Source organism: Pseudomonas putida S13.1.2 (assembly GCF_000498395.2).
Taxonomy (GTDB): Bacteria; Pseudomonadota; Gammaproteobacteria; order Pseudomonadales; family Pseudomonadaceae; genus Aquipseudomonas; species Aquipseudomonas putida_Q.
Genome location: NZ_CP010979.1, coordinates 2875230 through 2896199 on the forward strand (window position 1 = coordinate 2875230; position 20970 = coordinate 2896199).

General features: G+C 62.7%; 16 protein-coding genes. 8 read left to right on the forward strand and 8 right to left on the reverse strand.

From position 1 onward, the window contains the following. Window positions 1-70: 70 nt before the first annotated feature. Complete coding sequence (locus N805_RS12845; RefSeq protein ID WP_028613460.1) at window positions 71-1150, forward strand: patatin-like phospholipase family protein; 1080 nt, start codon at window positions 71-73, stop codon at window positions 1148-1150. Between the two features lie 53 nt (window positions 1151-1203). Further along, window positions 1204-1560 (forward strand): 6-carboxytetrahydropterin synthase QueD, encoded by a 357-nt coding sequence (queD, locus tag N805_RS12850; protein WP_012271598.1) that lies wholly within the window; start codon window positions 1204-1206, stop codon window positions 1558-1560. Window positions 1561-1688: 128 nt separating this feature from the next. Here the strand turns inward: queD and N805_RS12855 are convergent, their stop codons facing one another. Beyond that, window positions 1689-2168, reverse strand: coding sequence for a DUF1289 domain-containing protein (locus N805_RS12855; RefSeq protein WP_165931650.1), 480 nt, complete (start codon window positions 2166-2168; stop codon window positions 1689-1691). A gap of 406 nt (window positions 2169-2574) precedes the next feature. Here N805_RS12855 and acnB point away from each other — a divergent pair, with 406 nt between their 5' ends. Further along, on the forward strand, window positions 2575-5184 hold the full coding sequence (gene acnB, locus N805_RS12860; protein ID WP_028613458.1) for a bifunctional aconitate hydratase 2/2-methylisocitrate dehydratase: 2610 nt from the start codon (window positions 2575-2577) through the stop codon (window positions 5182-5184). 174 nt (window positions 5185-5358) lie between these two features. Here acnB and prpD read toward each other — a convergent pair whose 3' ends face one another. The 6 genes from prpD to N805_RS12890 all read right to left on the reverse strand — a co-directional run bounded on the left by prpD (window position 5359) and on the right by N805_RS12890 (window position 14039). After that, window positions 5359-6843 (reverse strand): 2-methylcitrate dehydratase, encoded by a 1485-nt coding sequence (gene prpD / locus N805_RS12865; protein WP_028613457.1) that lies wholly within the window; start codon window positions 6841-6843, stop codon window positions 5359-5361. Between the two features lie 170 nt (window positions 6844-7013). Next, window positions 7014-8204, reverse strand: a complete 1191-nt coding sequence (gene prpF, locus N805_RS12870) for a 2-methylaconitate cis-trans isomerase PrpF (protein ID WP_028613456.1) — start codon at window positions 8202-8204, stop codon at window positions 7014-7016. Window positions 8205-8351: 147 nt separating this feature from the next. After that, complete coding sequence (gene acnD, locus N805_RS12875) at window positions 8352-10940, reverse strand: Fe/S-dependent 2-methylisocitrate dehydratase AcnD (RefSeq protein WP_028613455.1); 2589 nt, start codon at window positions 10938-10940, stop codon at window positions 8352-8354. A 193-nt stretch (window positions 10941-11133) separates the two neighbouring features. Beyond that, the gene (prpC, locus tag N805_RS12880; RefSeq protein ID WP_028613454.1) at window positions 11134-12261 is read right to left on the reverse strand and encodes a bifunctional 2-methylcitrate synthase/citrate synthase; all 1128 of its coding nucleotides are present in this window, start codon (window positions 12259-12261) and stop codon (window positions 11134-11136) included. 174 nt (window positions 12262-12435) lie between these two features. After that, a complete protein-coding gene (prpB, locus tag N805_RS12885; protein ID WP_016485912.1) occupies window positions 12436-13326 on the reverse strand; it encodes a methylisocitrate lyase in 891 nt (296 codons plus the stop codon). Continuing rightward, a complete protein-coding gene (locus N805_RS12890) occupies window positions 13323-14039 on the reverse strand; it encodes a GntR family transcriptional regulator (RefSeq protein ID WP_019470702.1) in 717 nt (238 codons plus the stop codon). The genes prpB and N805_RS12890 overlap by 4 nt, the downstream gene beginning before the upstream one ends. Before the next feature lie 305 nt (window positions 14040-14344). Between N805_RS12890 and N805_RS12895 the strand changes: the two genes are divergently transcribed. The 5 genes from N805_RS12895 (at window position 14345) to N805_RS12915 (ending at window position 19768) form a co-directional block, all read left to right on the forward strand. Further along, window positions 14345-14881, forward strand: coding sequence for an ATP-dependent zinc protease (locus N805_RS12895; protein ID WP_019470703.1), 537 nt, complete (start codon window positions 14345-14347; stop codon window positions 14879-14881). A gap of 5 nt (window positions 14882-14886) precedes the next feature. Then, complete coding sequence (locus N805_RS12900) at window positions 14887-16422, forward strand: inactive transglutaminase family protein (RefSeq protein ID WP_019470704.1); 1536 nt, start codon at window positions 14887-14889, stop codon at window positions 16420-16422. Then, entirely contained in the window at window positions 16422-17402 is a 981-nt protein-coding gene (locus tag N805_RS12905) for an alpha-L-glutamate ligase-like protein (RefSeq protein WP_019470705.1), read from the forward strand. The genes N805_RS12900 and N805_RS12905 overlap by 1 nt, the downstream gene beginning before the upstream one ends. A 208-nt stretch (window positions 17403-17610) precedes the next feature. Beyond that, a complete protein-coding gene (pabB, locus tag N805_RS12910) occupies window positions 17611-18954 on the forward strand; it encodes an aminodeoxychorismate synthase component I (protein ID WP_019470706.1) in 1344 nt (447 codons plus the stop codon). Window positions 18955-19033: 79 nt separating this feature from the next. Continuing rightward, complete coding sequence (locus N805_RS12915) at window positions 19034-19768, forward strand: phosphoadenylyl-sulfate reductase (protein ID WP_016500538.1); 735 nt, start codon at window positions 19034-19036, stop codon at window positions 19766-19768. Window positions 19769-19892: 124 nt separating this feature from the next. Here the strand turns inward: N805_RS12915 and cysB are convergent, their stop codons facing one another. Then, entirely contained in the window at window positions 19893-20867 is a 975-nt protein-coding gene (gene cysB / locus N805_RS12920; RefSeq protein ID WP_016485905.1) for an HTH-type transcriptional regulator CysB, read from the reverse strand. Window positions 20868-20970 lie beyond the last annotated feature (103 nt).

Sequence of the window (20970 nt, forward strand, 5' to 3'; positions counted from 1 at the left end):
CAACAGTTGTGTAGTCTGTACGGGCCCGTTCGCAGCACAAGGCTGCTCCTACAAGCCCAAGAGATCCGCCATGAGCGCCATCCACATCAAGTACCCTGCCCTCACCTTCAAGGCCGGTGACCGTGCCCTGCGGCTCATCCGCGAGCGCGGCCTGCAGGCGGCCGATGTCGGGGTGCTGCCAGGTGCGGCCGGTGGACCGAAGCCGCTGGGTATCCAGGGCCTGGACCTCGCACTGTTCGGCGAGTGGCTGCCTTCGGCGCCGCGCCAGCGCGCCCTGATTGGCGCTTCGATTGGTGCCTGGCGCTTCGCCAGCGCCTGCCTCGAAGACCCCATCGCGGGTCTGCGTCGCCTGGGCGAGTTGTACACCGAACTGGACTTCGCCAAGGGCGCCACCCCGGCGGAAATCAGCCACAGCTGCCAACGCATGCTCGACGACCTGCTGCAGGGCCGCGACGGCCAGCTGCTGGCCAACCCGCACTATCACCTGAATATCCTGGTAGTGAAAAGCCATGGCCAGCTTGCCCATGACCATCGCGGCCGCCTGGGCCTGGGCCTGGGTTCGGTGGTGGCCAGCAACCTGCTCGGCCGATCGCGCCTGGCGCGCCACTTCGAGCGCATCATCCTGCACGACAGGCGCGCCGCGCCGCCGCTCGACGCGCTGACTGACTTCCCCTCACGCTACCTGCCGCTGGACCTGGCCAACCTGCGCCACGCCCTGCTCGCCTCGGGTTCGATCCCCATGGTCATGCAGGGTGTGAAAGACATCCCCGGCGCGGGCGCCGGCACCTACCGCGACGGCGGCCTGCTCGACTACCACCTCGACCTGCCCTACCGCGGCGACGACCTGGTGCTGTACCCGCACTTCACCGACAAGGTGGTACCGGGCTGGTTCGACAAAGCCTTGCCCTGGCGCAAGGGCGATGCCACCCGCCTGCAGAACGTGCTGCTGATGACCCCTTCGCCGCAGTACCTGGCCGCCCTGCCCTACGGCAAGCTGCCCGACCGCAACGACTTCAAGCGCTTCATGGGTGATGCCCCCGGCCGCAAGCGCTATTGGTACAAAGCCATCGCTGAAAGCCAGCGCCTGGGCGACGAGTTGCTGGAGCTGGTCGCCACCGGGCGGCTGCATGAACGCCTGCAAGCCTTGTAACGGCCATGCTGGTAGACTGCGCGCAATATTGATTCACACAGAGTTAAGACAGCGTGGAAATTTTCAAAGAGTTCACATTCGAATCCGCCCACCGCCTGCCCCACGTCCCTGAAGGGCACAAATGCGGCCGCCTGCACGGCCACTCGTTCAAGGTCGGCCTGCACCTGACCGGCCCGCTCGACCCGCACACTGGCTGGATCCGCGACTTCGCCGAGGTCAAGGCGATCTTCAAGCCGATCTACGAGCAACTGGACCACAACTACCTGAACGACATCCCAGGCCTTGAAAACCCCACCAGCGAAGTGATCGCCAAGTGGATCTGGGACCAGGTCAAGCCACTGATGCCGGAACTGTCGAAAGTGCGCATCCACGAAACCTGCACCAGCGGTTGCGAATACACCGGCGACTGATTCGCCACCTCACCGGCCTCTTCGCGGGCTTGCCCGCTCCCACAGGAACTCCCCAGCCCTCAATAGCAGTGATAATCCTGTGGGAGCGGGCAAGCCCGCGAAGAGGCCGGCAGCATCACCAACAAGCTTCAGCCTTGCCCCTGCTCCAAGGCATCGCGCAGGAAGCTGGGGGCGATGTAGCGCTGGTAATGCGCTTCTGAAAGCAGGAAGAACTCGCGATCGATGGCATCGCGCAATTGCGGCAGTTCCCAGTCACGGAACTCCGGCAGCAACACCATGCCATATGCCTCCAGGTCACGAATCATCCGCGCCCCGCGGGCAATCAGCTGGTAAGCCCAGCAATATTCCGACTGCTGCTCGACAAAGCGGATGGAGCGCTGCTCCAGTTGCTGGCGCAGCAGGCTTTTATCGAACACTTCCAGCTTGGCCATCATCACCTGCACCAGCAACTGCTCCAGGCGCAGCCACACCGCACGTTTCTGCGCGTCGTCGTAGCCGTTCCAGTTGATCACTTCGTGGTGAAAACGCTTGCAGCCACGGCACACCGTGTCTCCGTACACCGTGGAGCACAGGCCGACGCAAGGGGTTTTGATGGACTTGTTGGACATGAAAAACAACAGCTTGGCGGTGGAATACCGGCCCATGTTAGCCCTTTGTCTAACCAGGGTCACTCGTTAAAGTCATCTTCTGCGCCTTACCTTCGGGCTTTTTTTGCCGTAGAATCATCCGGCCTTTTCAAAGGCAACAATGTCCGTTGGAAGCTGTTTTCAAAGCGTCACGAGCACAGTTAATCCGGTAGAACGGCGTTGGCCCGGGCCATGCACCCCTCGCATGCCCGTGCCAGCCCTCATCAGCTCCCCGTTCTGCAGGCGTAAAACTTTGAAAGCAGCTTCTGTAAGGATTCTTTGCGACTCTGGCTGGGCGGCCCACAAAGCCGTGGCAGCGCATGGGTGCATTGAATGCTGGATAAGCGTCCCGGACCCCCTTTAGGGACCACTGATGAGGGAAATAACTGTGCTTGAAGCCTACCGCAAACACATCGAAGAGCGTGCCGCCCTGGGTATCGTGCCCCAGCCGCTGAACGCCGAACAAACTGCAGGCCTGGTCGAGCTGCTGAAAAACCCGCCGGCCGGCGAAGAAGCCTTCCTCGTAGACCTGATCACCAACCGCGTACCGCCAGGGGTCGACGAAGCTGCCTACGTCAAGGCTGCTTTCCTCTCTGCTGTTGCCAAGGGCGAAACCCAGTCGCCACTGATCGACCGCAAGCATGCCACCGAACTGCTCGGCACCATGCAGGGCGGCTACAACATCGAAACGCTGGTCGCACTGCTGGATGACGCCGAACTGGGCGCCGTCGCGGCCGAACAGCTCAAGCACACCCTGCTGATGTTCGATGCCTTCCACGACGTGGCCGAAAAAGCCAAGGCCGGCAACGCTCACGCCAAGGCCGTGCTGGACTCCTGGGCTGCCGGCGAGTGGTTCACCGCCCGCCCGGCCATCGCCGAGAAGTACACCCTGACCGTGTTCAAGGTGCCAGGCGAAACCAACACCGACGACCTGTCGCCTGCTCCAGACGCCTGGTCGCGCCCTGACATCCCGCTGCACGCCCTGGCGATGCTGAAAATGGCCCGTGACGGCATCGAGCCGCAGCAGCCTGGTTCGGTCGGCCCGCTGGCACAGATCGAAGCCGTCAAGGCCAAGGGCTTCCCGGTTGCCTATGTTGGTGACGTGGTCGGTACCGGCTCCTCGCGTAAATCCGCTACCAACTCGGTACTGTGGTTCTTCGGCGACGACATTCCGTACGTGCCGAACAAGCGCGCCGGTGGCTTCTGCTTCGGCACCAAGATCGCCCCGATCTTCTACAACACCATGGAAGACGCCGGCGCCCTGCCGATCGAATTCGACTGCACCAACCTGGGCATGGGCGACGTCATCGACGTTTACCCGTACAAAGGTGAAGTACGCCGCCACGAAAGCGACGAGCTGGTCACCAACTTCGAGCTGAAAACCGAAGTGCTGCTGGACGAGGTCCGCGCTGGCGGCCGTATCCCGCTGATCGTTGGCCGTGGCCTGACCGAAAAAGCCCGCGCCGAGCTGGGCCTGGGTGCTTCCGACCTGTTCAAGAAACCAGAGCAGCCTGCCGACTCCGGCAAGGGCTTCACCCTGGCGCAGAAAATGGTCGGCCGTGCCTGTGGCCTGCCAGAAGGCCAGGGCGTGCGCCCAGGTGCCTACTGCGAGCCGAAGATGACCACCGTCGGTTCCCAGGACACCACTGGCCCGATGACCCGCGACGAGCTGAAAGACCTGGCGTGCCTGGGCTTCTCCGCTGACCTGGTGATGCAGTCGTTCTGCCACACCGCGGCCTATCCAAAGCCGATCGACGTCACCACACACCACACCCTGCCAGACTTCATCCGCACCCGTGGCGGCGTGTCGCTGCGCCCAGGCGACGGCATCATCCACAGCTGGCTGAACCGCATGCTGATGCCTGACACCGTAGGTACCGGTGGCGACTCGCACACCCGCTTCCCGATCGGCATCTCGTTCCCGGCCGGTTCCGGCCTGGTGGCCTTTGCCGCCGCCACCGGCGTCATGCCGCTGGACATGCCAGAGTCGATCCTGGTGCGCTTCAAGGGCAAACTGCAACCCGGCATCACCCTGCGTGACCTGGTTCATGCCATCCCTTACTACGCCATCCAGAAGGGCCTGCTGACCGTCGAGAAGAAAGGCAAGAAAAACGCCTTCTCCGGCCGCATCCTGGAAATCGAAGGCCTGGACGAACTGACCGTCGAGCAAGCTTTCGAGCTGTCCGATGCCTCGGCCGAGCGTTCCGCTGCCGGTTGCACCATCAAGCTGCCAGAAAAGGCCATTGCCGAGTACCTGACGTCCAACATCACCCTGCTGCGCTGGATGATCGGCGAAGGCTACGGCGACCCACGTACCCTGGAGCGTCGCGCCCAGGCCATGGAAGCCTGGCTGGCCAAGCCTGAGCTGCTGTCGGCTGACGCCGATGCCGAGTACGCTGAAATCATCGAAATCGACCTGGCCGACGTCAAAGAGCCTGTGCTCTGCGCGCCGAACGACCCGGACGATGCCCGCCTGCTGTCTTCGGTACAGGGCGAGAAGATCGACGAAGTGTTCATCGGCTCGTGCATGACCAACATCGGTCACTTCCGCGCTGCCGGCAAGCTGCTGGACAAGGTCAAGGGCGGTATCCCGACCCGTCTGTGGCTGGCTCCGCCAACCAAGATGGATGCTCACCAGCTGACCGAAGAAGGCTACTACGGCATCTACGGCAAAGCCGGTGCGCGCATGGAAATGCCAGGCTGCTCGCTGTGCATGGGTAACCAGGCACGTGTGCAGACCGGTTCGACCGTGGTCTCCACCTCGACCCGTAACTTCCCGAACCGTCTGGGCGACGCCACCAACGTGTACCTGGCATCGGCCGAACTGGCTGCTGTCGCTTCGATCATCGGCAAGCTGCCGACCGTCGAAGAGTACATGCAGTACGCGAAAGACATCGACAGCATGGCTGCCGACGTTTACCGCTACCTGAGCTTCGACCAGATCGCCGAGTTCCGCGAAGCGGCAGCCAACGCCAAGATCCCGGTGGTTCAGGCTTAAGCTGAGTTACAGGCAGTAAAGAAAGCCCCGGCAGCGATGCCGGGGCTTTTTTGTTTCGGTCTGTACTGGCCCTATCGCCGGCAAGCCAGCTCCCACAGGTACTCCACAGGTCTTGAGAACTTTGGAGTACCTGTGGGAGCTGGCTTGCCGGCGATAGGGCCAGTACAGGCAACCTTAAATCACAAACAAATCCACGAACCTGTGTACCGCCATCTCTTCCAGCCGCTGCTGGTCCTTGCACACAGCCACAATCTGCTCACACCGCTGCCGGGCAAAGCGCGTCGCCAGGTTGGCCCTGAACTTGTCCTCCAGCAACGCAATACCCTCCCCGCGCCGCCGCCGGTGCCCGATCGGGTATTCCACCACCACTTGGTCAGTGCTGCTGCCATCCTTGAAAAACACTTGCAGCGCGTTGGCGATCGAACGCTTGTCCGGCTCCAGATACTCGCGACTGAAGCGCGGGTCTTCCACCACCTCCATCTTCTCGCGCAGGCGGTCGATGCTGGGGTGGTTGGCATGGAAGGCATCCTCATAATGCTCCGCCACCAGATGGCCGAAGATCAGCGGCACCGCCACCATGTACTGCAGGCAGTGGTCACGATCGGCAGCATTGGCCAGCGGCCCGCTCTTGGAAATGATGCGGATCGCCGACTCCTGGGTGGTGATGACGATACGGTCGATTTCATGCAGGCGGTTGCGCACCAGTGGATGCAGGGTTACCGCCGCCTCGCAGGCGGTCTGGGCATGGAATTCGGCAGGGAAACTGACCTTGAACAACACGTTTTCCATCACGTAGCTGCCCAAGGCTTGCGGCACGCGCAGCTCCTGCTGCCCGGCAGGTTTGAGTGCAAGGTCCTTGTTGGTATGGCTGAACAACACGTCGTAGAAGCCCCACTGTGGCGCAGTGAGCACGCCCGGTACGCCCATTTCCCCGCGCAAGGCGATATCGGCCAGGCGCACGCCCCGGCTGGAAGCATCACCAGCGGCCCAGGACTTGCGCGAGCCCGCATTGGGCGCGTGGCGGTAGGTGCGCAGGGCCTGGCCGTCGACGAAGGCATGGGACAAGGCCGAGAGCATCTGCTCCCGATTGGCCCCCATCAACTTGGCACAAACGGCGGTCGAGGCCACCTTCACCAGAATCACGTGATCGAGGCCGACGCGGTTGAAGGAATTTTCCAGTGCCAGCACACCTTGGATCTCATGAGCCATGACCATGGCTGCAAGCACATCACGCATCAGCAGCGGTGCCTCACCCGCGGCTACGTGCTTCTGTGACAGGTGATCAGCAACGGCCAGGATGCCGCCAAGGTTGTCCGAAGGATGAGCCCATTCAGCGGCCAGCCAGGTGTCGTTGTAGTCCAGCCAGCGCACCGTGCAGCCGATGTCCCAGGCCGCCTTGACCGGGTCGAGGCGGTAGGCGGTGCCGGGGACGCGGGCACCATTGGGCACCAGCGTGCCTTCCACCTGAGGGCCAAGGAGTTTGGTGCATTCAGGGAAGCGCAGGGCCAGCAGGCCGCAACCAAGGGTGTCCATCAGGCAGTTGCGTGCGGTGTCCAGGGCCTCGAGGGACTCGACCCGGTAGCCGAGGGCGTAGTCGGCCAGGGTTTGTAACACCCGGTCGTAGTCCGGGCGGTCATTGAGGTCTACGTTGGCGCTCATATCCAGCTCCCTTCAGAATTGCCGGGGCTGCGGTGCAGCCCTTCGCGGGCTCGCCCGCTCCCACAGGTGATCACAAGCATCAGAACCTGTGGTCACCCTGTGGGAGCGGGCGAGCCCGCGAAGGGCCGCAAAGCGGCCCCAACGAACTAAAGCCGAGCGCCAGTGGTGCTTTAGAAGCTATCGCCAGGCACGCGAACCCAGCCCTCCATCAGCACGCGAGCACTGCGGCTCATGATTGCCTTGGTCACTGTCCATTCACCTTCCACCCGGCGCGCCTCGGCCCCGACCCGCAGGGTGCCCGAGGGGTGACCGAAACGCACAGCGCTGCGTTCGCCCCCGCCAGCGGCGAGGTTGACCAGCGTGCCCGGAATGGCCGCCGCGGTGCCGATTGCCACCGCCGCCGTACCCATCATGGCATGGTGCAGCTTGCCCATCGACAAGGCCCGCACCAACAGGTCGACATCCCCTGCCTGCACCGCCTTGCCACTGGACGCAGTGTAGGTGTTCGGTGGCGCAACGAACGCCACTTTTGGTGTGTGCTGACGCCCGGCAGCCTGGTCGACGTTGTCGATCAGCCCCATGCGCACGGCGCCATAAGCACGAATGGTCTCGAAACGCAGCAGCGCCTGCGGGTCGCCGTTGATGGCGTCCTGCAGTTCGGTACCGGTGTAGCCGAGATCGGCAGCATTGACAAAAATGGTCGGAATACCGGCATTGATCAAGGTGGCCTTGAAGGTGCCGACACCCGGCACTTCCAGGTCATCGATCAGCTGGCCGGTCGGGAACATGGCACCACCGCCACCGTCTTCATCGGCAGCCGGGTCAAGAAACTCCAGTTGCACCTCTGCCGCCGGGAAGGTCACCCCGTCCAGCTCGAAGTCGCCGGTTTCCTGTACTTCACCTTCGGTGATCGGTACATGGGCGATGATGGTCTTGCCGATATTCGCCTGCCAGATACGCACCGTGGCCATGCCGTTGCGTGGGATGCGCGCCGGGTCGACCAGGCCGCTGCTGATGGCGAACGAACCGACTGCGGCGGACAGGTTGCCGCAGTTGCCGCTCCAGTCGACGAAGGCCTTGTCGATGCTGACCTGGCCGAACAGGTAGTCGACATCATGCTCAGGCTTGATGCTTTGCGACAGGATCACGGTCTTGCTGGTGCTCGACGTGGCGCCGCCCATGCCGTCGATCTGCTTGCCGTAAGGGTCGGGGCTGCCAATGACCCGCAGCAGCAGTGCGTCGCGGGCGGGGCCGGGGATCTGCGCCTGCTCGGGCAGGTCTTGCAGGCGGAAGAACACGCCTTTGCTGGTGCCGCCACGGATGTAGGTGGCGGGGATTTTTACTTGCGGTACGTGTGCCATTGATGGGCTGTCCTGTCTGAAATGCATATGGCCTTTGGGGCTGCCTTGCAGCCCATCGCGACACAAGGCCGCTCCTACAGGGATCGCGTGACGCTGTGGGAGCGGCCTTGTGTCGCGAAAGGGCCGCACAGCGGCCCCGTTTCATGCTCAGGCGGTCGCTTCGAGGAAGTCCTGGGCAAAGCGCTGCAGCACCCCGCCCGCTTCGTAGATCGACACTTCCTCGGCGGTGTCCAGGCGGCAGGTCACCGGCACTTCCAGGCGCTCGCCATTGGCGCGGGTAACCACCAGCGTCAAGGTTGCCCGTGGCGTACGTGCGCCAAGCACGTCATAGGTCTCGCTACCGTCCAGGCCCAGGGTCTTGCGGTCGGTGCCCGGCTTGAACTCCAGCGGCAATACACCCATGCCCACCAGGTTGGTGCGGTGAATCCGCTCGAAGCCTTCGGCGACAATGGCCTCGACGCCCGCCAGACGCACGCCCTTGGCCGCCCAGTCACGGGACGAACCCTGGCCGTAGTCGGCGCCAGCAACGATGATCAGCGGCTGCTTGCGCTGCATGTAGGTCTCGATGGCCTCCCACATGCGGGTGACCTTGCCTTCCGGCTCGATACGCGCCAGCGAGCCCTGCTTCACGCTGCCGTCTTCCTTGCGCACCATTTCATTGAACAGCTTGGGGTTGGCGAACGTGGCACGCTGAGCGGTCAAGTGGTCGCCCCGGTGGGTGGCGTAGGAGTTGAAGTCCTCTTCCGGCAAGCCCATTTTCGCCAGGTACTCACCGGCAGCACTGTCGAGCATGATGGCGTTGGACGGCGACAGGTGGTCGGTGGTGATGTTGTCCGGCAGCACTGCCAGCGGGCGCATGCCGCGCAGGGTTCGCTCACCCGCCAACGCACCTTCCCAATACGGCGGGCGACGGATATAGGTGCTCATCGGGCGCCAGTCGTACAGCGGCGCCACCTTCGGCCCACGGTCTTCCTCGATGGCGAACATCGGGATGTACACCTTGCGGAACTGTTCCGGCTTGACCGCAGCACGCACCACGGCGTCAATCTCTTCATCGCTCGGCCAGATATCCTTGAGGCGGATTTCCTTGCCATCGACCACGCCCAGCACATCCTTCTCGATGTCGAAGCGGATGGTACCGGCAATGGCATAGGCCACCACCAGCGGCGGCGAAGCCAGGAAGGCCTGCTTGGCATACGGGTGGATACGCCCGTCGAAGTTGCGGTTACCCGACAGCACGGCGGTGGCGTACAGGTCTCGGTCGATGATTTCTTGCTGGATCGCCGGGTCCAGGGCGCCAGACATCCCGTTGCAGGTGGTGCAGGCGAAGGCGACGATGCCGAAACCGAGTTGCTCCAGCTCCTTCTCCAGCCCGGCTTCTTCCAGGTAAAGCTGCACAGCCTTGGAACCTGGCGCCAGCGACGACTTGACCCACGGTTTGCGGGCCAGGCCCAGCCTGTTGGCATTGCGTGCAATCAGGCCAGCGGCTATCACGTTGCGCGGGTTGCTAGTGTTGGTGCAACTGGTGATGGCGGCAATGATCACCGCGCCGTCCGGCATCTGCCCCGGCACCTCTTCCCAGCTGCCGGCAATGCCTTTGGCTGCCAGGTCACTGGTAGCCACGCGCGCGTGCGGGTTGGACGGGCCGGCCATGTTGCGCACCACGCTCGACAGGTCGAAGCTCAAGGTGCGCTCGTAGACGGCGTCGCCCAGGCTGTCGGCCCACAGGCCGGTCGCCTTGGCGTAGGTTTCCACCAGCTTGACCTGCTGCTCTTCGCGGCCGGTCAGGCGCAGGTAGTCGATGGTCTGCTGGTCGATGGCGAACATCGCTGCGGTGGCGCCGTATTCAGGCGCCATGTTGGAAATGGTGGCGCGGTCGCCCAGGGTCAGGGCCCGGGCACCTTCACCGTGAAACTCCAGATAGGCGCCAACTACCTTCTGTTTGCGCAGGAATTCGGTCAGGGCCAGCACCAGGTCGGTGGCGGTGATGTTCGGTGCCAGCTTGCCGGTCAGCTCGACGCCGACGATTTCCGGCAGGCGCATCCAGGAGGCGCGGCCAAGCATCACGTTCTCGGCTTCCAGGCCACCCACGCCGATGGCGATCACACCCAGGGCATCGACATGCGGGGTGTGGCTGTCGGTGCCGACGCAGGTGTCCGGGTAGGCCACGCCACGGTCGTTGTGAATGACAGGCGACATCTTCTCCAGGTTGATCTGGTGCATGATGCCGTTGCCCGGCTGGATCACGTCGACGTTCTTGAACGCCTTCTTGGTCCAGTTGATGAAGTGGAAACGGTCTTCGTTGCGGCGGTCTTCAATGGCCCGGTTCTTTTCGAAGGCCTGCGGGTCGAAGCCACCGCACTCCACTGCCAGCGAGTGGTCGACGATCAGTTGCACCGGCACCACCGGGTTGACGGCAGCCGGGTCGCCACCCTTGTCGGCGATGGCATCGCGCAGGCCGGCAAGGTCGACCAGCGCGGTCTGGCCGAGGATGTCGTGGCACACCACGCGGGCCGGGAACCACGGGAAGTCGAGGTCGCGCTGGCGCTCGATCAGCTGGCCCAGCGAGGCGTCGAGAGTTGCCGGATCGCAGCGGCGCACCAGGTTCTCGGCGAGCACGCGGGACGTGTAAGGCAGGCCGTCGTACGCGCCGGGCTTGATCGCCTCGACCGCCGCACGGGCATCGAAGTAGTCCAGGTCGGTGCCTGGCAGGTGTTTGCGGAATGCTGTGTTCATATCGTTATCAGGCTCGGTCACGGTAGGGTCGTGGATAGCGTTCTAATTGCTGTCCTGTATTGGCTGCTCCGGCCTCATCGCCGGCAAGCCAGCTCCCACAGGTACAGCACAAGCCTCAAAGGCGGTGCAACACCTGTGGGAGCTGGCTTGCCGGCGATGAGGCCGGAACAGGCCACCCCACAGGTTCGGTCTGTCAGCGCTGCTCGATCGGCACGAACTGGCGCTGCTCGACGCCGACATACTCGGCGCTCGGGCGGATGATGCGGTTGTTGGCACGCTGTTCGAAGACATGCGCCGCCCAGCCGGTCAGGCGCGAGCAGACGAAGATCGGGGTAAACAGCTTGGTCGGGATGCCCATGAAGTGGTACGCCGAGGCATGGTAGAAGTCGGCGTTGGGGAACAGCCGCTTCTGCTCCCACATGGTCTTGTCGATGGCCTCGGAAACCGGGTACAGCACCTTGTCGCCCACTTCATCGGCCAGTTGCTTCGACCAGCCCTTGATCACCTCGTTGCGCGGGTCGGACTCTTTGTAGATGGCATGGCCAAAGCCCATGATCTTGTCCTTGCGCTCCAGCATGCGCAGCAGCTCGGCGGTGGCTTCCTGCGGGCTCTGGAAGCGCTCGATCAGCTCCATCGCCGCCTCGTTGGCACCGCCGTGCAGCGGGCCGCGCAGCGCGCCGATGGCAGCGGTGACGCAGGAGTACAGGTCGGACAGGGTCGAGGCGCAAACGCGGGCGGTGAAAGTGGAGGCGTTGAACTCGTGCTCGGCGTACAGGATCAGCGACACGTTCATGACCTTGACGTGCAGCTCGCTCGGCTTCTTGCCGTGCAGCAGGTGCAGGAAGTGGCCGCCGAGCGTGTCTTCGTCACTGGTGCAATCGATGCGCACGCCATGGTGGGTGAAGCGGTACCAGTAGCACATCACTGCCGGGAACAGCGCCAGCAGGCGGTCGGTCTTGTCGCGCTGGGCTTCGAAGGTGAGCTCGGGCTCCAGGGTACCCAGTACCGAGCAACCGGTGCGCATCACGTCCATCGGGTGGGCGTCACGCGGGATACGCTCCAGCACTTCCTTCAATGCTTGTGGCAGGTCACGCAGGCCTTTGAGCTTGAGCTTGTAGTCGGCCAGCTCGGCCTGGGTTGGCAGCTCGCCGTACAGCAGCAGGTAAGCGACTTCTTCGAACTCGGCACCTGCTGCCAGATCACGCACGTCGTAACCCCGGTAGGTCAGCCCGGCACCGGCCTGGCCAACGGTCGACAGTGCGGTCTGGCCGGCCACCTGGCCACGCAGGCCTGCGCCACTGAGTACTTTCGCTTCGGCCATGGTGTTTCTCCTTTCTTGAATTTGTTATGGATTTCTTGCTGGCTAATTCAGTTGGCCTGTGCCGGCCTCTTCGCGGGTAAACCCGCTCCCACAGGTACAGCACAGCTTTTGAAACTTGTGTTTTACCTGTGGGAGCGGGTTTACCCGCGAAGAGGCCGGCACAGGCGCCATCACTTACCCTTTCTTCTGGGCAAACAGCGCGTCGAGGCTCTGCTCGAAGGCGTGGTAACCAATGGCATCGTAGAGCTCCATGCGAGTCTGCATGGTGTCGATGACGTTTTTCTGCGTGCCGTCGCGGCGCAGTGCGGTGTACACGTTCTCGGCCGCCTTGTTCATGGCACGGAACGCAGACAGCGGGTACAGCACCAGCGACACGTCGACCGAGGCCAGCTCTTCGGTGGTATACAGCGGCGTGGCGCCGAATTCGGTGATGTTGGCCAGAATCGGTGCCTTCACCCGATCAGCGAACGTTTTGTACATCTGCAGTTCGGTGATGGCTTCCGGGAAGATCATGTCGGCGCCAGCCTCGATACACGCCTCGGCGCGATCAAGGGCAGCGTTCAGGCCTTCGACGGCCAGGGCATCGGTACGCGCCATGATCACGAAGCTGTCGTCGCTACGGGCATCGACAGCGGCCTTGATGCGGTCGACCATTTCCTGCTGGCTGACGATTTCCTTGTTCGGGCGGTGGCCACAGCGTTTGGCGCCAACCTGGTCCTCGATGTGGATGGCGGCAGCGCCGAACTTGCTCATCGAGCGCACGGTGCGGGCGACGTTGAAGGCCGACGCACCAAAGCCGGTGTCGACATCCACCAGCAACGGCACATCGCACACGTCGGTGATACGGCGCACATCGGTGAGCACGTCGTCCAGGCCGGTGATGCCCAGGTCCGGCAGGCCCAGCGAGCCTGCGGCCACGCCGCCACCGGACAGGTAGATGGCCTTGAAACCGGCGCGCTTGGCCAGCAGGGCATGGTTGGCGTTGATGGCGCCAACCACCTGCAGTGGGTGTTCGGCGGCAACGGCGTCGCGGAAACGCTGACCGGGGGTGCTCTTCACAGTCATTTCTCACCTCGTGGGCTGTTGTTGTGGGCGTCCAGATAGTGACGCTCGATGTTGCGCTTGGACGCGCCGATGTGGCGACGCATCAGGAGTTCGGCCAGCTCGCCGTCACGGTCGGCGATGGCATCGAGAATGCGGTGGTGTTCGGCAAAGGCCTGGCGTGGCCGATTGGGCGTGGCAGAGAACTGGATGCGGTACATGCGCACCAGTTGGTACAGTTCGCCGCACAGCATCTTGACCAGGGTCTGGTTGCCGCTGCCCTGGATAATCCGGTAATGGAAGTCGTAGTCGCCTTCCTGCTGGTAGTAACCCAGGCCGGCCTGGAACGCAGCATCGCGCTCATGGGTATCGAGCACCCGGCGCAGTTCGTCGATGTCGCCCTGGCTCATGCGTTCGGCAGCCAGGCGGCAGGCCATGCCTTCCAGTGACTCGCGAATTTCGTAAAGTTCGATCAGCTCGGCGTGGTTCAGCGACACCACGCGCGCGCCCACATGCGGTACGCGCACCAACAGGCGCTGGCCCTCCAGGCGGTGGATGGCCTCGCGCAGCGGCCCGCGGCTGATGCCGTAGGTGCGCGCCAGCTCCGGCTCGGAGATCTTGCTGCCGGGGGCGATTTCGCCCTTGACGATGGCCGCCTGAATACGCCGGAAGACGTTTTCAGACAAGGTTTCCGTTTCGTCTGCCTGCACCGGGCTGGGGGTGGAGAGGTCCTGCATATTGTCGACACCTTGAAAACTATTCGCCAGAAATTAGCGAATTAAGGCGCCACAGTCAAAGACAAAATGAATATTGTCGACAATCGTCTAAGAGCGAACTAACCCCGGCACGGTGCTGTCAGATCGCGCACCGCTGGCGTCAAGACGTCGGCGTGATAGAATGCCGCGCCTCCGATGGGGTATGGATAGCCTGTCTGTCATACATTCATGCTTGTTGACAGATATAAGAGGAAGCTTGCGCAGTAGTTGCCAGTCGCCTTGACCAGAACCTTGCCTAGAACCTTGCACTGCACCGCGCCAGGATTATGAGACTTACACCCGTTTTAATGCTGCTATGCCTCACCCTGCTACCGGCCCTCGGCCAAGCTGCGGGCAAGACCGTCTATGGTCTCAACGAATATGCACGGTTGGGCGACCTGGACCTTGAAGTGGCCGCCAAGCTCGACACCGGCGCCAAGACTGCCTCGCTCAGCGCCCGCGATATCAAGCGGTTCAAGCGCAACGGCGAAAGCTGGGTGCGCTTCTACCTGGCCATCGATGCTGCCCATTCACACCCGATCGAGCGTCCGCTGGCACGCGTAAGCAAGATCAAGCGCCGGGCCGGCGATTATGATGCCGAATCGGGCAAGGCCTATACGGCACGCCCGGTCATCGAACTTGAAATCTGCATGGGCCAGGCCATGCGCACCATCGAAGTCAACCTCACCGACCGCAGCGCCTTCCAGTTCCCGCTGCTGATCGGCTCCGAGGCGCTCAAGCACTTCGACGCGCTGGTTGACCCAAGCCTTAAATATGCGGCCGGCAAACCTGCCTGTGCCACCGACGCTCCCAAAGCAGAGTAATCCCGATGCGCTCTCTTACCCTCCATCTGAAAGTCCTGATCACCGTACTGGTGCTACTGGGCGTGGCGGTCACGGCTTATCAGATCTTCTTCCTCGGCATTCCGGTGACCGAAGATGAAACCGACGACCTGTGGAACATCGACGCCAAGGTCGAGTTTGTGGCCAGCACCAAGGACCCGGTCAAGGTGCAGATGTTCGTGCCACCGCTGAACCGCGACTACGTCAGCCTCAACGAGAGCTTCATCTCCAACAACTACGGGGTGAGCGTCAACCGTGCCGACGGTAACCGCAAGGTCACCTGGTCGGCCCGTCGCGCCAACGGCAACCAGACCCTGTATTACCGCCTGGTGCTGACCAAGCGCTACAGCAACGAGAAGACAACGGTCAAAGGCCCGACCTTCCGTGACAGCCTGGCTATCGAAGGCCCCGAGAAAATCGCCGCCGAAGCCCTGATGGCGCCGATTCGCCAGCACTCTGCCGACGTCGAGACCTTCGTCAGCGAGACCATCAAGCGGGTCAACAACCTCAACGACGACAACGTCAAGCTGCTGCTGGCCGGCGACACTTCGCCGATGAAGAAGGCGCAGGTCATCGACCTGCTGCTGTCGATCGCCCACGTGCCGATGGAAAAGGTGCACACCATCCGCCTGGTGGCCGACACCCCGCAAACCCCGGAACTGTGGCTGCGCAGCTTCAACGGTAACGACTGGCTGTACTTCAACCCGGACACCGGCGAGCAAGGCCTGCCCAGTGACCGCCTGCTGTGGTGGACCGGTGACGACAACCTGATCACCGTCGATGGCGGCAAGAAGGCCAACGTCACCTTCAGCATGAACAACAGCGAGATGAACGCCATCCGCCTGGCCAAGCTGACCGACGAGAACACCGACGCCGACTTCCTCGAGTATTCGCTGTACAGCCTGCCGCTGCAGACCCAGCAAACCTTCATGATCATGGTGATGATCCCGATCGGCGTGCTGGTGATCCTGGTGCTGCGTAACCTGATCGGCCTGCAGACCCTGGGCACCTTCACCCCGGTGCTGATCGCCCTGGCCTTCCGCGAGACCCAGCTAGGCTTCGGCATCGTGCTGTTCACGGTGATTACCGCCCTTGGCCTGTCACTACGCTCGTACCTGGAACACCTCAAGTTGCAAATGCTGCCACGCCTGTCGGTGGTGCTGACCTTCGTCGTGGTGCTGATCGCCGCCATCAGCCTGTTCAGCCACAAGCTGGGCCTTGAGCGCGGGCTGTCGGTGGCACTGTTCCCGATGGTGATCCTGACCATGACCATCGAGCGCCTGTCGATCACCTGGGAAGAGCGTGGCGGCGGCCATGCCATGAAAGTGGCCATCGGTACCCTGTTTGCCGCCTCCGTGGCGCACCTGCTGATGATGGTGCCGGAGCTGGTGTACTTCGTCTTCACGTTCCCGGCCGTACTGCTGATCCTGGTGGGCTTCATGCTGGCGATGGGCCGCTATCGTGGCTACCGCCTGACCGAACTCGTGCGCTTCAAGGCATTCCTGAAGAAGGCTGACGCCTGATGTTTGGCCTGATCAAGACGTGGAAAGCCCTGGAGGCCCGGGGCATCATGGGTATCAACCGGCGCAACGCGGACTACGTGTTGAAATACAACAAGCGCAGCCTGTACCCGATCGTCGACGACAAGATCATCACCAAGGAGCGCGCCCTGGCGGCCGGTATCCATGTGCCGGAAATGTACGGCATCATCGAAACCGAGAAAGAAATCGAGAAACTCGACCAGATCATTGGCGGGCGCAGCGATTTCGTCATCAAGCCAGCGCAAGGCGCCGGCGGTGATGGCATCCTGGTAATCGCCGACCGCTTCGAGGACCGCTACCGCACGGTGTCGGGCAAAATCATCAGCCATGAGGAAATCGAGCACCAGATTTCGAGCATCCTCACCGGCCTGTACTCGCTGGGCGGCCACCGCGACCGCGCACTGATCGAGTACCGGGTTACCCCCGACCAGATCTTCAAGAGCATCAGCTACGAAGGTGTGCCGGACATCCGCATCATCGTGCTGATGGGTTACCCGGTAATGGCCATGCTGCGCTTGCCGACCCGCCAGTCCGGCGGCAAGGCCAACCTGCACCAGGGCGCCATCGGCGTAGGCGTTGACCTGGCCACCGGCGTAACCCTGCGCGGTACCTGGCTGAACAACATCATCAGCAAGCACCCGGACACCACCAACGCGGTGGACGGCGTGCAGTTGCCGAACTGGGACGGCTTCATGAAGCTGGCCGCCGGCTGCTACGAACTGTGCGGGCTGGGTTACATCGGTGTGGACATGGTACTGGACCAGGAAAAGGGCCCACTGATTCTCGAGCTCAACGCCCGCCCAGGCCTGAACATCCAGATTGCCAACGACTGCGGCCTGACCCAGCGCACCCACGCCATCGAGGCGCACATCGAAGCGCTGGCGAAGGATGGCGTGACCGAAGATGTCGAGCAGCGCGTTCGGGTAGCTCAGGGTTTGTTCGGGCACGTGCCTAACCGCTGAATTGCCGGGGCTGCCTTGCAGCCCATTCGCAGCACAAGGCTGCTCCTACAGGTACTGCGCAGGTTTCCAGGGCTGCGTTTCACCTGTAGGAGCAGCCTTGTGCTACGAATGGGCCAAACACACTGTTGAATGTCGCGCCCAGTGCTAGGCGCTTTTCCTGCACAGGTCTACAATCGCCCTCCTCGCTTTTACATCGCCGTCCACACTGATGCCGACCTGTACGCTTTACCCCCTGCCCTACCAGCCTGACCCAGCCGCCTATTTTGCCCGCCTGCGCCAGGCCCCCGGCGCGATCCTGCTCGACAGCGCCCGCCCCGGTGCCGAACGCGGCCGCTTTGACCTGCTCAGTGCCTGGCCATTGCAGCAGCTGCAAGCGCACCCCGGCGAACAAGGCCGCACCTTCCTCCAGCGCCTGCGTGCCGGCCTGGCCCACCTGGGCCATGCGCAACTGCCCGAAGGCAGCGAGCTACCCTTTGCCGGCGGGCTGATCGGCTACCTGAGCTACGACTTCGGCCGCCGCCTGGAACAGCTGCCAAGCCTGGCCGTGGATGACCTCGGCCTGCCCGACGCGCAACTGGGCCTGTATGCCTGGGCACTGGTCAGCGACCATGTGCATGGCACCAGCCAACTGGTGTTCCACCCGAGCCTTGCAGGCAGCGAACGTGAACGCCTGATCACACTTTTCGAAGGCGCCTGCAGCACTGCAAGTGGCGGCTTCAAGCTGCTCGCGCCGATGGCCGGCGACCTGCAGCCCGACCAGTACCGGGCCGCCTTCGACCAGGTACAACGCTACATCCAGGCCGGCGACTGCTACCAGATCAACCTTACCCAACGCTTCCGCGCACCCTGCCAGGGCGACCCGTGGCAGGCCTATCAGGCCCTGCGCCACGCCTGCCCAACACCGTTTTCCGGCTACCAGCAACTGGCCGACGGCAGCGCCTTGCTGAGCTTTTCGCCTGAGCGCTTCATCCGCGTCAGCCAGGGCCAGGTGGAAACCCGACCAATCAAGGGCACTCGCCCACGCGCCAACGACCCGGTTGAAGACAAGCGCAATGCCGAGGAACTGCTGCACAGTCCCAAGGACCGCTCGGAAAACCTGATGATCGTCGACCTGCTGCGCAACGACCTGGGGCGCACCTGCAAGATCGGTTCGGTGAAAGTACCGGAACTGTTCAGCCTGGAGAGTTACCCCAACGTCCACCACCTGGTCAGCAGCATCACCGGCCAGTTGGCCAGCGACAAGGATACCCTGGACCTGATCGGCGACAGCTTCCCCGGCGGCTCGATCACCGGGGCCCCGAAGATTCGCGCCATGCAGATCATCGACGAACTGGAGCCGGCACGCCGGGCGCTGTACTGCGGCTCGCTGCTGTACGTGGACGTGCGCGGCGAGATGGACAGCTCGATTGCCATTCGTAGCCTGCTGGTCAAAGACGGCCAGGTCAGTTGCTGGGGCGGCGGTGCCGTGGTGGCCGACTCCGAGTGGCAGGCCGAATATGAAGAGTCGATCGCCAAGGTGCGAGTGTTGATGCAGACCTTGCAGGGCCTGTGAGTCCGTCTAGCCCGCGTTTTTTTGTTACCATCACCTTACTACGAGCGCACAGCGCCACAGCCAAGATGGAAACCGCCTGATGAGCCAACCCTTCGACGTCGCCGCCCTGGCCGCGACCTACGCCAACAAGTCCCCGCAGGACATTCTCAAGCTCGCCTTCGAGCATTTTGGTGATGACCTGTGGATCTCCTTCAGCGGCGCCGAGGACGTGGTGCTGGTCGACATGGCCTGGAAGCTGAACAAGCAGGTCAAGGTGTTCAGCCTCGACACCGGCCGCCTGCACCCGGAGACTTACCGGTTCATCGACCAGGTGCGCGAACAGTACAACCTGCCGATTGAACTGCTCAGCCCCGACCGTGCCAAGCTTGACCCGTTCGTCAAGGAAAAGGGCTTGTTCAGCTTCTACAAGGACGGCCACGGCGAGTGCTGCGGCATTCGCAAGATCGAGCCACTGCGCCGCAAGCTGGCCACCGTGAGCGCCTGGGCCACCGGCCAGCGCCGTGACCAGAGCCCGGGCACCCGCAGCCAGGTGGCGGCCCTGGAAATCGACAGCGCCTTCTCTACCCCCGAGCGCACCCTGTACAAGTTCAACCCGCTGGCGCAGATGAGCAGTGAGGAAGTATGGGGTTATATCCGCATGCTTGAGCTGCCCTACAACAGCTTGCATGAGCGCGGCTTCATCAGCATCGGCTGCGAGCCGTGCACCCGCCCGGTACTACCAAACCAGCATGAGCGTGAAGGGCGTTGGTGGTGGGAAGAGTCGACGCAGAAGGAATGCGGGTTGCACGCAGGCAACCTGATCAGCAAGGCTTGAGATAGCCGGGGCTGCGTTTCAGCCCTCTCGCGGCACAAGGCCGCTCCTACAGGAAATCGCATGTCCCTGTAGGAGCGGCCTTGTGCCGCGAAAGGGCCGCAAAGCGGCCCCGCACAATTGCGGATCAGTGCACCGGCAGTTCAACGCCTGCAAACAGCTCTTCAAGCTCTTGCTTGTTATGGCACTGAATGGCCTTGGCCATTACTTCGCGGGTCAGGTGCGGGGCAAACTTCTCGATGAAGTCGCACATGAAGCCACGCAGGAAGGTGCCACGGCGGAAGCCGATCTTGGTGATGCTGGCCTCGAACAGCTCGCTGGCATCCAGGGCCACCAGGTCATTGTCGAGTTTGGCGTCCACGGCCATACCCGCGACGATACCCACGCCCAGCCCAAGGCGCACATAGGTCTTGATCACGTCGGCATCTGCCGCGGTAAACACCACTTTTGGCGTGAGGCCACGGTGGTTGAAGGCTTCGTCCAGCTTCGAGCGCCCGGTGAAACCAAACACGTAAGTGACGATCGGGTATTCGGCAACGGCTTCCAGGGTCAGTTTCGGCAGCTTGGCCAGCGGATGACCCTGCGGCACCACAACACAGCGGTTCCACTTGTAGCACGGCATCATGATCAGGTCGCCGAACAGCTCCAGCGCCTCAGTGGCGATGGCGAAGTCAACTGTACCGTCCGCAGCCATCTCGGCAATCTGCATGGGCGAACCCTGGTGCATGTGCAAGGACACTTCCGGGTATTGCTTGATGAAGCTGCTGATCACCGGCGGCAAGGCATAGCGTGCCTGGGTATGGGTGGTGGCAATGGACAGCGTGCCCTTTTTCTCGTTGGAGAACTCCTGGGCGATCTGCTTGATGCTCTCGACCTTGCGCAGGATTTCGCCGGCGGTATTGATGATGCGCTCCCCGGCTGGCGTGACACGGGTCAGATGCTTGCCGCTGCGCGCAAAGACTTCAACACCCAGTTCGTCTTCGAGCAGGCGGATCTGCTTGCTGATACCTGGCTGGGAGGTATACAGGCTTTGCGCCGTCGCGGAGACGTTGAGGTCATGGTGCGCCACTTCCCAGATGTAGCGCAGTTGTTGAAGCTTCATAGGTTTCCCTCGGTTCAGCGATGAGTCCGCGGCAGCAGGCAGCGACGATATATAACTATATTAGTGGTTCTGGAAATAAATCTAGAACTATTTTGTTACGTGC